Annotated in this window: 13 protein-coding genes; 5 read left to right on the forward strand and 8 right to left on the reverse strand. The window is 68.8% G+C overall.

The window, feature by feature from the left end:
• The 5 genes from OXN85_05425 to OXN85_05445 all read left to right on the forward strand — a co-directional run.
• Positions 1–750: hypothetical protein (locus tag OXN85_05425; GenBank protein MCY3599390.1), on the forward strand; the 750-nt coding region annotated here is incomplete at its 5' end.
• A 6-nt stretch (positions 751–756) separates the two neighbouring features.
• Positions 757–1,197, forward strand: coding sequence for an arsenate reductase ArsC (locus OXN85_05430; GenBank protein MCY3599391.1), 441 nt, complete (start codon positions 757–759; stop codon positions 1,195–1,197).
• Positions 1,194–1,910 (forward strand): molybdenum cofactor guanylyltransferase, encoded by a 717-nt coding sequence (locus OXN85_05435; protein ID MCY3599392.1) that lies wholly within the window; start codon positions 1,194–1,196, stop codon positions 1,908–1,910. Before OXN85_05430 ends, OXN85_05435 begins: the two co-directional genes overlap by 4 nt.
• A gap of 272 nt (positions 1,911–2,182) precedes the next feature.
• Positions 2,183–2,851, forward strand: a complete 669-nt coding sequence (locus OXN85_05440) for a hypothetical protein (protein ID MCY3599393.1) — start codon at positions 2,183–2,185, stop codon at positions 2,849–2,851.
• Positions 2,852–3,514: 663 nt separating this feature from the next.
• The gene (locus OXN85_05445) at positions 3,515–4,270 is read left to right on the forward strand and encodes a hypothetical protein (GenBank protein MCY3599394.1); all 756 of its coding nucleotides are present in this window, start codon (positions 3,515–3,517) and stop codon (positions 4,268–4,270) included.
• A gap of 321 nt (positions 4,271–4,591) precedes the next feature.
• Here the strand turns inward: OXN85_05445 and OXN85_05450 are convergent, their stop codons facing one another.
• From OXN85_05450 to OXN85_05485, 8 genes are read right to left on the reverse strand one after another with little or no spacing between them, the layout of a single operon-like run.
• Entirely contained in the window at positions 4,592–5,803 is a 1,212-nt protein-coding gene (locus tag OXN85_05450) for a kynureninase (GenBank protein ID MCY3599395.1), read from the reverse strand.
• 10 nt (positions 5,804–5,813) lie between these two features.
• A complete protein-coding gene (locus OXN85_05455) occupies positions 5,814–6,617 on the reverse strand; it encodes a tryptophan 2,3-dioxygenase family protein (GenBank protein ID MCY3599396.1) in 804 nt (267 codons plus the stop codon).
• A gap of 37 nt (positions 6,618–6,654) precedes the next feature.
• Positions 6,655–8,991 carry a bifunctional salicylyl-CoA 5-hydroxylase/oxidoreductase gene (locus OXN85_05460; protein MCY3599397.1) on the reverse strand — a complete coding sequence of 779 codons (2,337 nt, stop codon included), beginning with the start codon at positions 8,989–8,991 and terminating at the stop codon, positions 6,655–6,657.
• Positions 8,988–10,148 carry an acyl-CoA dehydrogenase family protein gene (locus OXN85_05465; protein MCY3599398.1) on the reverse strand — a complete coding sequence of 387 codons (1,161 nt, stop codon included), beginning with the start codon at positions 10,146–10,148 and terminating at the stop codon, positions 8,988–8,990. Before OXN85_05465 ends, OXN85_05460 begins: the two co-directional genes overlap by 4 nt.
• A complete protein-coding gene (locus OXN85_05470) occupies positions 10,145–10,945 on the reverse strand; it encodes an enoyl-CoA hydratase family protein (GenBank protein ID MCY3599399.1) in 801 nt (266 codons plus the stop codon). Before OXN85_05470 ends, OXN85_05465 begins: the two co-directional genes overlap by 4 nt.
• 31 nt (positions 10,946–10,976) lie before the next feature.
• The gene (locus OXN85_05475; GenBank protein ID MCY3599400.1) at positions 10,977–11,384 is read right to left on the reverse strand and encodes a RidA family protein; all 408 of its coding nucleotides are present in this window, start codon (positions 11,382–11,384) and stop codon (positions 10,977–10,979) included.
• A complete protein-coding gene (locus OXN85_05480; GenBank protein MCY3599401.1) occupies positions 11,381–12,163 on the reverse strand; it encodes an SDR family NAD(P)-dependent oxidoreductase in 783 nt (260 codons plus the stop codon). The genes OXN85_05475 and OXN85_05480 overlap by 4 nt, the downstream gene beginning before the upstream one ends.
• Positions 12,160–12,927, reverse strand: a complete 768-nt coding sequence (locus tag OXN85_05485; protein ID MCY3599402.1) for a creatininase family protein — start codon at positions 12,925–12,927, stop codon at positions 12,160–12,162. The genes OXN85_05480 and OXN85_05485 overlap by 4 nt, the downstream gene beginning before the upstream one ends.
• Between the last annotated feature and the right edge of the window lie 125 nt (positions 12,928–13,052).

The following is a 13,052-nucleotide window of genomic DNA, read 5'->3' on the forward strand; positions in this document are numbered from 1 at the left end:
CGCAACCCCGAATTGAAGTCGGTGGTGAATCTGCGCGCGTCGTACGCGCAGGAGCTCATGTACAACATCCATCCGGAGGAGACCTTCCGCGAGATCCGCCCGCACATCTCCTACTTCACCTTCCGGAGCGAAAAGACGGGAGTGACGCCGGGGTTCGAGGAGTCGGCCCGGCTCCACATCGACAACCACTGGGAGTTCAACGACGGGATGGAGGCCCACACCGGGATGAACTGGAATCGCGAAGGGCTGTACGAGCCCTTCACGATCTACGGCACGGACGTCACCGTGCCCGCCGGCACGTACGATGGATGGGAAACGCAACTGCGCTTCTGGACGAACGAATCGGCGAAAGTCTCCTTCCGCAGTGGGGCGAACATCGGCCAATTCCTGTCGGGTTCGCGCCGCAGCCTGAACGGTACGCTGACGGTGCGGCCGGGTTCCTCGTTCAGCACGTCGCTCCGGCTCGACTACAACAACGTCACGCTGGAGCAGGGGGACTTCGTCACGACGCTGGCGGGGGTGAACTTCGGGTACTTCTTCACGCCGCGGATCTACCTGCAGTCGCTCGTCCAGTACTCGACGCAGCTCGACACCTTCTCCGCCAACGTGCGGTTCGGGTGGCTCAACACGGCGGGGACCGGCCTGTTCATCGTCTACAACGACATCCAGGGGATCCAGGACCTGCACGGGCCGCAGGGGCGTTCGCTGGTCGTCAAGTTCAGCCGGCAGTTCAACGTCCTCGGCGGCTAGCAGCCCGTGCGCCCGCGGCTCCTCTTCGTCTGCGTGGAGAACTCCTGCCGGAGCCAGATGGCGGAGGGGTTCGCCCGCATGCTGGCGGGTGGCGGCGTGGAGGCGTCGAGCGGGGGCTCCACGCCTTCGGGCGTCGTGAATCCGCGGGCGATCGAGTCCATGGCGGAGGTGGGCTACGATCTCCGCGTCCACCGGTCGGAGGGGTTGGACGACGTGCCGGCCGGGCCGTTCGATGCGGTCGTCACCATGGGGTGCGGCGACGCCTGTCCGCACGTGCCCGCGCGGCGGCGCGAGGACTGGGAAGTGAAGGACCCGAAGGACCTGCCGCCGGAGGAGTTCCGCATGGTCCGGGATGACATTCGCCGGCGGGTGGCCGCGTTGCTGGCGGAGCTGGGCGTGGCGCCTGGGGCGCGGGCGGCCGGGCCCGACGGGCCTCCCGGAGCGTGAGTGGGCCGGACCGGTCGCTCGTGATCGTGGCCGGCGGACGTTCCCGCCGCCTCGGCCGCGACAAGCCGCTGGTCGAGATCGGCGGCCGCACCGTGCTGTCGCGGATCCTGGAAGCCACGGCGCAGTTCGCGGACGTGGTGCTGGCGGTGCGCGAGGTTCCGCCCTTCCGGCGCGCCCTCGCCGCGGAGGGCTGGGAGCCCGGCGCCGCCGGCGCGGAGAGCGCGGGCCCGCCCGGCTCGGTCGCGCTCCGCAGCCCGGAGGGCCGCGCCCTGCTCGTCGTGCCCGACCCGGTGCCCGACCTGGGCCCGCTCGCCGGCGTGGCCTCGGGGCTGGAGGCGGCGCGGGGCGCGATCTGCGTCGTGCTGGCGGGCGACCTTCCCTTCGTCACGCCGGAGCTCGTCGACCGCCTGAGCCGCGAACTCGCGATCGACGCCGACCTGGACGCCGTCGTGCCGCACGCGCGCGGCCGGGCCCAGCCGCTGTGCGCCGCCTATCGGCGGGAGGTCGGCCGGCTGGCCAGGCGGCTCTTGTCGCTCACCGCCGCGTCCGACGACCCGTCCCCCTCGATGATGAGCTTCCTCGATCGCCTGCGCCTCCGCCAGGTGCGGGCCGGCGACTTTCCCGCCGGCGTGGACCTTCGGGCGTCGACGCGCGGTGTCGACGTCCCCGACGATCTGGTGTGGGCCGCGCGCCGCGCGGCTCGAGACGGCTGACCCTGATCCTCGCCACGGGCATCCACTCTGGTTCCGGGGAGGGATCGCCAACGCCTCTTTTGCACCGATTTCGTCACAAATTCACCGATTCTGCCCGCTTTCGAGCTGTCGGCGCACTCCTAGATTCATGGGCAGCGTCACGCCTGGAACGTACGAGTTGGGGGCGACGGGGGCGTAGACGGCCCCGGCCGCCGGAGGCTCTGGAGCTTCCAGGCTGACGTCGACGGTCAGGCGTCACAAGAGGTGGCACGTCCCCAATGCGGGAGAACGCGATGAAGCTTCGATCAGGTATCCTCCGCTGGATTGGGTGGGGCGTACTCGTACTTGCGGTCGCCTGGACTGGATACCGCTTTAGCGTCTTGCGGACATTAGCGAACGAAATCGTCGTGCGGGCCCAGGAGCTGCAAACGGAGCAGACACGGTTGACGGGCACCTTGCGAGCTTACGAAGCCGGCTTCCTCCACCGCCCCGCCCGGGCGTTTACGCCGCAATTCATGGAAGCCTCGGAATGGGTATCCGAAACCACCAACATCGCACTCAACTGGGAATGGCCGACCGATGGGATTTTCCTGGTAGTGGACTGGGACTGCCCGTGGTCGGAGGCGGCTGTGGAAGCAGCACTTGCCCTTCGCGAGATGTCGCCGAAACGGGAAGTGTTTCTGCTCGATACGGATCCTCGCAACGGATCCCGCTGGCGTCGGGCGTACGGTGCCGAGAAGTCGAAGTTGCTCCGAGTCGTGACCCCCCATGACGGCTGGTGGTCCGTCGGTACACCTCGCGGTGTCACCCCCGTGTGGTTCGTGGTTGAGGGAGGTGAGTTCACCGGCGTCGGCGTCGGCGCCGACGGTTTGCGCGCGCTGAGTTCGTTTGAATTCGATCCGGCGGCGCCGATCGTAACGTCAATTGGCCCCGTTGAAGAACTGACTCTGAACGAAAGGTGATCTCCCATGCCGGCAAGACACGTTGCATCCTTCGCGCTTGCGCTGATCGCAGCAGCGCTGGTGGCGGTGACGGTCCCGCCGATTCCGTCGCTGCAGGCGATGAGTATGGCGTGCCAGGCGGGCCCCACGACGAAGTGCTGCACCTGCGGAGAGCAGGACGGAGAGCCATTCTGCAAGGGTGGAGCCTACATCGGAGCTGTGTCGTGCAGTGGCTCCTCCTGCCCGGATAATCCAGCCTGTCTGTGGATCCAGTAGGGACAGCGAGTGCTCTCGTCCCCTCGGCTGCGATTCATCGGGCCCCCGCCGCAGTTGCGTGGCGGCTACGTGAGAACTCGACGCTTCCATGCCTTGCGGCAGCTGTTACTGTGTTTCTCGGTTCTTGGCTGCGGAGAGGACAACCACCCGTGGCTAATACCCGGCTTGAGCGAGGTGAGGGCCGAGACGGCGGAGGCGGATTCCTCGTGGGTTGCCGTACCGCTCCGAGAATACGGTAGTCTATCCGGCGAGATATCCTTCGGCGCCCCTGTCGACGCGACGGTTCTCGCGGATGGCAGTCTCGTTGTAGCGGATCTATACGCCTGCACCCTTACGGTGATCGCGCGACCTGACGGTCGTTTGCGCCAGAAGCTGGGTCGTTGTGGCGATGGCCCCGGCGAATTCCGCATGATCCGAATCATCGACGCGTTCGCCGGTTCCCTCTTCGTTTACGATCAGGGCCACGGCGCCGTCGTCGTGTTGGACGAAACGGGCCATGAGACGAGGCGAGTACCGCTGGAGATCGTGGGCGGGCGGGGTGTGACCCTTTCGCATCTGGCCGTGCTGGACGATTCGACGCTAGTGATCGCCACCGAGTCGGTCGACCACGCCGGCGTGGCGCTGGTCGACAGTCGCACGGGAGCGTTTCGCAGGTCCTTGGTGGAAGCTCCGCCTATCGCCGTGCGCTCGGACGGCTGGATCAGGCACATGGCGGCTTGCGTTGAGCCCAACGGCCGGTCGCCTACCATCGTCGCGACAAGTGAATGGGCGCTTGAAGGTGTTGGACTCGTATCCGATACCGGCGAAGAACGGTTTCATTTTCTGACATCGCTGGATCTGCCTCCCACGCTCGCATCGGGCGGGGCATGGGTGCCGGGACCGGCCAGAATCGACGTTGCCTGTGGTCGCTCGCTCGCCCTTTTCCGCGCCGTGACCGTGGATCCGGACGACTTTACGGGAAGCATGGCGGACATCCGTGCATCGTCCGTGATTCTTGAAGCACGCGCGTACGACGGAGCCCTGCTGATGCGACGGTCGATCATGGACACGTCGTCCGTACTGCGGGCGCCCATGGGCGCCTTCAGGGGGGACACGGTTTTTCTCTTGGCCGACAGAGTCCGACCGTACCCGGTAGTGAGCGAGATCGTGCTCCGGCCGCGCTGAGTCGTCGCGGAGATGTGTTCCACGCTTATCTTGACAAGGTGGTGTACCATGAGGGACAAACAGAGCGACCTGGAGGGTCGGCGTTTCTTCGTTCTTGCCTCCGTGATCGCTGCGGGATTGATGGCGATTGTGATGCTGCCGGCTCCCTCCCCCGCACTCGGCTCGAGCGGGGCCGCGTGCAGTAGCTCGCCGACGACCAGATGCTGTGCTTGCGGCGATACTGACGGCGAATTCTACTGTCACGGTGGCGCGTACATGGGGTCGCCGTACTGCGACGAGGGCACCGAGTTTTGCGAAAGAAGACTCTGCAGATCGCCGCAGCTACAATAGACCGGAGCTTTCACCCAGAGCGGCCAGCGTGTCGTCCAGTTGCCGGTCGCTCAGATAGGGAGCCGGACCGAATCGCAGCAGATTGTCCCGATAATCCGTCGCGACGCCGCGCGCCGCGAGGGCCTCGTGGAAGTTGCACGCCCGCGCGGTGCGCAGCGCAAGGAAACCGCCCACCGTCTCGAGCGGCGTATTTCGGTCGCGGTCGATCAGTCCCGGGTCCAGGTCGAGCGCATCGAAACCCGCGGCCAGCCGGTCCACCTGATGCCGGCTCACTCCGCGCAGAAACTCCGGCGTCAGCCCCTGTTCGCGGAAGAAGTCGAACACCTCGGCCGCCCGGTAGTGGCTCGTCGGATCGTAGGTGCTGCCCGCGAACCGTTCAGCTCCGGGTCCGTACCCCACCCGCCCTTCTTCCTCTCCCCCGTGCAGCGCGGAGAACTCCGCGAACCACCCGGTGACGGCGGGGCGCAGCCGGCAGTCCGGAGGTACCCGGAGGAAGCAGTTCCCCTCGCCGAGCTGGCAGTACTTGTACCCGCCCCCCACCACGAACGCGCGTCCGAGTCCGAGGCTCGAGAGATCGAAGGGGATCGCGTTCAGCGCGTGGTAGGCGTCCACGAGGAGGTGGCACCCCACCTGTTCGCAGCGTTCCGCCACGCGGTCCAGCCCGCCGACGATCCGGGCGTCGCGGTAGAGGACGGCGGAGACCAGCACGCCCGCCGTCTTGTCGTCCGTCGCGAGACCGAGCCGCTCGGAGAGCGAGTCGATCGGGTCCACGGGCACGCGGACGATGGTGAGTCCCTCCTCCTCCAGCCGGTCGAGCTGGCGCCGGATGGAGTGGAACTCCCCCCCCGTCGTCACGAGGCGGGGCCGCGTGCGCAGGGGCAGGGCGGAGAGAAAGCGCACCACAAGTTCGTGCGTGTTCGAGCCCAGCGCGACGTCCCCGTCGTCCGGGCGCCCCGGGCGTCCGAGGAGTTCGGCGTACCCGGCGCGGACCCGGTTCCCCCGGGCGAACGCCTCCTCCCACTTCCCGTCCACGAGGCGGGCGGCGTCCTCCCAGGCCCGGAGCTGTCCCTCGAACCCGCGGTCGGGCCACGCCTGGTGCGAATGTCCGGTGAGGAGCAGCCGCTCCGCGACCCGGAAGCGCGAGTAGAACGGGGCCAGCGCGTTCGGCTCCCGGTAAAGGTCCTCCGGCGCGAAGCCGGTCACGGGAAACTGGTCACAGGTCGGTGCGGATCGCCCACAGGTCGGGAAACACCGGGCGGTTCAGCGACTTCCTGAGGTAGGCGGCGCCCCCTGTCTGACCGGTGCCGGGCCGCGCCCCGATCGTGCGCTCCACCATCTTCACATGCCGGTAGCGCCATTCCTGGAGCCCCTCGTCGAGGTCCACGAACCGCTCGCACAACTGGACGAGCTGCGGATCCTCCCGGTAGAGCCGGATGAGGGCCGCCCGCACGCCCGCGGAGGGTTCGGTCGGCGCCGTGACCTCCCGCTCGAGGTCTTCCGCCGGGATCGCGTAGCCGCGCGCGTGGAGGAACCGAAGAAAGGCGGCCCACAGCGACGGTTCCTCGTAGCGGGAGGCGAGCCGCAGGCGCGCGTCGCTCCCTTCCGGGTATCGATCGAATACGTCCGTCCGCTTGTGGCCGAGGATGAACTCGAGTTCGCGGAACTGGTACGATTGCAGGCCGCTCGCCTCCTCCAGCCGTTGCCGGAAGGCGAGGAACTCCAGCGGTCGCATCGTCTCCAGGATGTCCAGCTGGGCGACCTGGACCTTCAGGATCGTGAGGATGCGTTCCATCGTATGCAGGAGCCGCGGCATGTCGTCCGCGCCCATGCGGTCGCGCGCGAACTCGAGCTCGTGCAGGAGCTGCTTGAACCACAGCTCGTACACCTGGTGGATGATGATGAACAGCATTTCATCATGTTCCGGGTTCCCGCCCTCGCCCGATTGCTCTTCCTGGAGCGACAGCAACTCGTCGAGGTGCAGGTATCCGGAATAGGTCAGGTATTTGCCGTGCGCCATCAATCTCCTCCGGCGGCCGTTCCCCGGGAGGCCCGCGTCAGTACCCCCATTCGAATCTCGGCGTATAGCCGTCCAGCGACGAATACTGCGGCGGCCACGGGATCGGCGCCCCCGAAGCGTAGGCGGCGTGCCGGGTCCAGTATGGGTCCCAGAGGTGCGCGCGGGCGAGACAGCAGAGGTCCGCGCGCCCCGCCGCGAGGATCGTGTTCACGTCCATGAAGGACGAGATGTTGCCCACGGCCATGGTCGCGATCCCCGCCTCGTGCCGGATGCGGTCCGAGAACGGCGTCTGGTACTGGCGGCCGTAAACCGGCTCCTGCCAGGGGACGGTCTGGCCCGCCGAGACATCGACGATGTCCACGCCCGCCTCCTTCAAGCGTCGCGCGATCTCGACGGCGCCGTCGGCGCTCATCCCGCCCTCCGCCCAGTCCACCGCGGAGATTCGGACTGAAATCGGCTTCTCCGGCGGCCACGCCGATCGCACCGCCGCGAGCACCTCGAGCGGGAACCGCAGCCGTCCATCCACGTCGCCCCCGTACTCGTCCTCACGGAGGTTCGTGAGGGGAGAGATGAAGCTGGCCAGCAGGTAGCCGTGCGCGAAGTGGATCTCCAGCAGGTCGAACCCCGCCTCCTCCGACATCTCCGCCGCGCGGCGGAACTCGTCGGTCACCCGGTCCATGTCTCGCCGCGTCATCTCGCGCGGCACCGGGCTGTGTTCGAACCAGGGCACGGGAGAGGCGGCCATGATCGGCCAGCCGCCCTCCTCGAGCGGTTCGTTGTCGCCCTCCCAGGACAGGTGCGTGGAAGCCTTCCGGCCCGCGTGGCCCAGCTGCATCCCGATCGCCGCTTCGGAGTGGCGATGCACGAAATCGACGATCCGCTTCCACGCGCCCACATGCGCGGGAGCGTACATCCCCGTGCAGCCCAGCGAGATACGGCCTTCCCTACTCACGTCCGTCATCTCCGACATCACGAGTCCGGCTCCGCCGATCGCCCGGCTGCCGAGGTTCACCAGGTGCCAGTCATCCGGCGTCCCCTCGTCCGCGGAATACTGGCACATGGCCGAGACGACGACCCGATTCTTCAGTTCGAGCTCCCGCAGCCGGAACGGGGCGAGGAGAGGGGGCGGAGCCTGGCCGCGCCCGACGCTCTCGAGGGGAGATGTTCCGGCCGCCGCGGCTGCATCCGCTGTGGCTGCATCCGCTGTGGCGGCATCCGCCGCGGCCCGCTCCGCGAACCGGCGGTCGACGCGCGCGGTGAACTCGGGGTCGCGCAGGGCGAGGTTGGAGTGGGTGATGCGGAGGCTGCGCGTGATGAGGTTGAAGGCGAACTGCACGGGTTCCGTCTCCAGGAAACGCTCGGTGCCCTCGAACCACTCGAGACTGGCCTGGGCCGCCCTCTGCGCGCTCTCGACCTCGGGCCGGCGCGCCGTCTCGTAGGCCTCCAGCGCGGGAGCCACCGCGAGATCGTGCGCGAGGAGCGATTCGTGAAGCGAAATCGCGTCGATCATCGCCAGCCGCGTGCCCGACCCGATGGAGAAGTGGGCCGAGTGCGCGGCGTCGCCGACGAGCACGATGTGGCCGTGCCGCCACGACCGGTTCCGGACGGTCGGGAAGCCCCGCCAGATCGAGCGGTTTGCGATGAGCCGGTGGGAGTCCAGTTCCTCGCGGAACGCATCCTCGAGAAAGGAGACGGTCTCCTCTTCGGAGGCGGCGTCCATGCCGGCGGCGCGCCACGTGGCCTCGGTCGCCTCGACGATGAAGGTGGAGACGGCTTCTCCGTCCGCGCCATCGGGCCTGTACTGATATGCGTGCACCCGCCACAGGCCGTGTTCGGTCTCCCGAAAATAAAACGTGAAGGCGGGGAAGGGCTTCGTCGTGCCGAGCCACACGAACCGGTTCGGACGGAGATCGACGCGGGGGCCGAACGCGTCGGCGTATCGATCCCGCATGCGGCTGTTCACTCCATCGGCGGCGAGCACGAGGTCGGCGCCGGCGTACGCCTCCTCCGACCCGACTTCCACGCCGCACCGCAGATCGACGCCGAGTTCGCGCGCCCGCGACTCCAGGACCTCGAGGAGCGTGGTGCGGGCCAGGCCGCTGAACCCGTGTCCGGTCGACGTGAGCCGGTGGCCCCGGTAGTGGATGTCGATGTCGTCCCAGTGGTGGAAGGACCGCGTGATCGCCTCGTAACTCTCGAGGTCGGCGGCGGCGAGTTCCTCCAGCGTGGCGTCGGAGAAGACAACGCCGAAGCCGTAGGTGTCGCCGGGACGGTTGCGTTCGAGGACGATGACATCGTGCGCCGGATCCGAGCGCTTCATCAGGATCGCGAAGTACAGGCCGGCCGGCCCGCCTCCGACGCAGACGATCCTCAGAGGTCGCTCTCGCCGCGCGCGGCGTCGAGCAGATGACGCGCGATGATGAGACGCTGGATCTCGGTGGCGCCCTCGTAGATGCGGAGGGCCCTCACGGAGCGGTAGAGCCGGTCGACCGGGTGGTCCGCCAGCACGCCGCGTCCGCCGAGGATCTGCACGGCGTCGTCCACCACGCCCTGCGCGATTTCGGTCGCGAAGGACTTTGCCATGGCGGCTTCGAGGTCGGTGCGGTCTGCCCCGCCGTCGCGCTCCCAGGCCGCTCGATACACGAGGAGCCGGGCGGCGGTCAGGTCGGTGCCCATGCGCCCCACCTTCTCCTGCGTGATCTGAAAATCGGCGAGCGCTCGTCCGAACTGTCGGCGTGAGAGGGCGTGGTGGAGCGCTTCGTGCAGCGCGCGGCCCGCCATCCCGCAGGCCGCGGCGCCAACGGTGGGGCGCAGGCGGTCGAGCGTGGCGAGCCCGAGCTTGTACCCTTCGCCCTCGCCTCCGACGCGGGCCGAGGCCGGAAGCCGGCAGTCCTCCAGCGCGATCTCGCCCAGCGGGTGGGGGTCGGCCATCACGAGCGGCCGCACGAAGCGGAATCCCTTCGTATCGGCCGGGAGGAGGAAGGCGGAGATCCCTGCCACGCCTTCGCCCGGATCGGTGACCGCGAACAGGAGATAGAAGTCCGCGATCCCCGCGTTCGAGATGAAGGTCTTCACGCCGTTGAGGACGTAGTCGTTCCCGTCCCGGACGGCGGTCGTGCGCATGGCGGCCACGTCGGACCCCGCCTCCGGCTCGCTCATCGCGAAGGCGGCCACGGCTCGCCCGCGGATGGCGCGGTCGAGCCACAGCCGCCGCTGCCTCTCATCGCCGGCCAGTGCGATCGGGGTCGACCCCAACGCCTGGAGCGCGAACATTGCGTCCGCGAGCGGTGAGTAGAAGGCCAGCGTCTCTCGCGTCACGGAACAGGCCCGGAAGTCCTGTTGGGCAACCGCCTTCAGCCAGCCGCCCCGCCCCAGGGATGCGCAGATCTCCCGCGCGTAGCGGCGGGCGAGATCATCATCGTCCCGGTGCGCGTGTTCGGCGAACTCCGCCGCCGCATAGCGCCCGAGCCCCTCCCCGAGTTCGAGGTGCCGCGGTTCGAGGAAGGCGCGGACCGGGTGGAGATCGATCACGAGAACACCGCGGCCCGCTTCTCGACGAAGGCGCGGAAGCCCTCGCGGAAGTTCGGTTCCTCCATGCAGGCGGCCTGCAGGCGGGCCTCCTCGGCGAGCGCGTCGCGCAACGTCATGTGTGCCTCCGTCTCCAGAGCGCGCTTGGTGACGGACAGCGCGGCGGTGGGTCCCGCCGCCAGCCGCGCCGCCCACTCCGTCCCCGCGGCGAGCGCCTCGCCATCGGGCACGACCCGATGGTACAGTCCGACGCGGAGCGCCTCCCGCGCGTCGAGAAAATCGCCCGTCATCAGAAGCTCCGTCGCACGCCCGAGACCGATGATTCGCGGCAGGAGCCAGGCGATCCCCATGTCGGCGCCGGACAGCCCGACGCGCGTGAACAGGTAGGCGATCTTCGCGGATTCCGCCGCGATCCGCACATCGCAGGCGGTCGCGATCACGGCCCCGGCCCCCGCCACCGTGCCGTTCAGGGCGCCGACGACGGGCCTTCCGCACTCCCGCATGGCGGCGATCAGGTCGCACGTCATCCGCGTGAAGTCGAGCAACTCCGCGGCGTCCATCTCGAGGAGTGGTCCGATGATGTCGCGCACATCTCCGCCCGTGCAGAAGGCGGCGCCGGCGCCCGTGATGACGACCGCGCGAACCCCCGGCTCACGGTCGAGCGCGCGGAACGTGTTTCGGAGTTCGTCGTAAATCTCGAAGGTCAGCGCATTGCCCCGTTCCGGACGGTTCAGCGTGATCGTCGCGACGGATGTCGCCGCATCGACCTCGTACAGGAATGAACTCGGGTTCAGATGCACGGTGCGCTTCCTTCCAGGCGGTGGTGCGAGGTCATGGCAGGACGGCGGTCGCCTCGATCTCGACCTGCGCGCCGGTATCGACGAGCCCGCTGACCTCGACGAGCGCCATGGCGGGATAGTGCCGGCCCAAGCGGGCGCGCCACGCGGCCCCAAGCTCGGAACGGGCCTCCCGGTAGGCGGCGAGATCCGTCACGTAGATGGTCATCCGTCCGATGTGCGAGGGCTCGCCGCCCGCTGCCCGCACGACCGTCAGCACGCGATCGAGCGCGAGCGCGAACTGCGCGGCGAAGTCCGGAGTCTCAATCTGTCCTCCCGATCCGCTTGCGGTCTGGCCGGCAACGAAGAGCACGCGCCCGCCGGGAGGAGCGAGGAGGCCGTGATTCCAGCCCCTCGGCTCGCCAAGCGCGGCCGGGTTCAGCACCTCGAACGCGTCGGTCACGGGAGAGTCGCCGTGGCACCGCCGTCCAGCACGATGGTCTGGCCGTTGATGCTCCGCGCTTCGTCTCCGCAGAGGAACGCGATCGATGCCGCGACCTCCCCGGGGGCAATGAGCCGGCCCTGCGGCGTCGTCGCAAGGATCGCCTCGACGGCGTCGGTCTCATCCATGTCCGTTCGCTTCACGATGTTCTCGATCGTGGCGTCCGTCATCGGCGTGTCGACGTAGCCGGGACAGACCGCGTTCACCGTAACCCCGGCCCCGGCCACCTCGGCCGCGGCGGCACGCGTGAGTCCGAGCAGGGCGTGCTTCGATGCGGCGTAGGCGGCGATGTAGCGCGCCCCGCGCAGGCCGGCGACCGAGGCCACGTTCACGATCCGGCCCCAGCCGCGCTCCATCATGCCGGGCATCACGCCCTGCATCGCGAGAAACGCGCCGGTCGCGTTGATGCGCCACAGCCGGTCCCACTCCTCCAGGGCGAGTTTCACGACGGCCGCGGAACTGGCCACACCGGCGTTGTTCACGAGGATGTCCACGGCGCCGAGACGATGCTCGGCCTCGCGGCACAGGGCCTTCACGTTCGCCGGGTCCGACACGTCGCACGTCGCCGCCCAGGCCTCGCCGCCGCCGTCCCGCAGTTCGGCCGCGACGGCCTCGATCTCCGGCGTGCTCCGCGCCGCCAGGACCAGCCGGACGCCTCGATCCGCCAGCGTCCGCGCCGTCGCGGCCCCGATGCCGCGCCCCCCGCCCGTGACGAGAGCGCCACGTCCGGCAAGACTCACGACTCTTTCTCCTCCCTCAGGGCTTCTCTCACGGCCTCCGCGAGGATGTCGCCGAGCGTCTCAATGGTAGCACGTCCCTCTTCCGCCGTCGCCTGCGACGGGTAGCCGAAATAGGCGCGCGTCCCCCCCGCTTCCGCGAAGTCTCCCATCCCGGCCCGGATCGCGGCGGAGAGGGAGACGGGATTGTCCTCCAGTTCACGCATGATCTCCTCACGTACGCGCCGGGGGTCGCGGGCGAGGAGGATCGAACCCTCGTACCGCCCGGCATGACAGGCGCCGCTCCGGAACTCCTCGGTGAGCCGGCCTCCCCACGGCCGGAGCGTGACATCCGGAAACACGACGCGAATCGAGTCGTCCCCGCCGGTCGTCTCGGCGGCAGCCCGAAGCGCCTCGAGGTTGGCGGGATCGAAGTGGGCGTTCGCGATCGCCAGGGTGGCGATCCCGGCCCGACGCAGGCTGGCGGCGATGTCGGCGATGAGCGCGGTGAGCGTCGCGGTCCCGATATCGATCGTGCCGGGGAAGCTCGCCGAGAAGGCGGCCGGCGTGTACCGGAGGCCGTCGAGGAGCACGATCTCCAGACCCAGAGCCGAAAGCCGTCGCGCGCCGGCTTCCGCCATCGCTTCCGCAATGGTGACGTCGGTGTCGAGAGGCAGGTGGGGGCCGTGCGCTTCGGTCGCTCCGACGGGCAGGATCGCCACCGTTCGCCCGAGGTCGAGCGCCCCGACTTCCTCCCAGGTGAGGTCCGAAAGCCTGTGCAGAGTCATGGAGTCTCGCTACGCCCTGCCGGGGAAGGGCGCAAGTCCGGGCGGGCCGGGTCGGTTGTAGACGCTCCGGCCCGCGCATACCCTGCGAACCTCAGCCCGGACCGGACGACCCCCGCCGCTGGAGC

This window comes from Candidatus Palauibacter australiensis, from assembly GCA_026705295.1.
GTDB lineage: Bacteria > Gemmatimonadota > Gemmatimonadetes > Palauibacterales > Palauibacteraceae > Palauibacter > Palauibacter australiensis.

Coding starts and splice junctions, on each gene's coding strand:
- OXN85_05440 (MCY3599393.1), top strand. CDS start 2,183: ATGAAGCTTCGATCAGGTATCCTCCGCTGGATTGGGTGGGGCGTACTC.
- OXN85_05445 (MCY3599394.1), top strand. CDS start 3,515: ATGATCCGAATCATCGACGCGTTCGCCGGTTCCCTCTTCGTTTACGAT.
- OXN85_05455 (MCY3599396.1), bottom strand. CDS start 6,617: ATGGCGCACGGCAAATACCTGACCTATTCCGGATACCTGCACCTCGAC.
- OXN85_05485 (MCY3599402.1), bottom strand. CDS start 12,927: ATGACTCTGCACAGGCTTTCGGACCTCACCTGGGAGGAAGTCGGGGCG.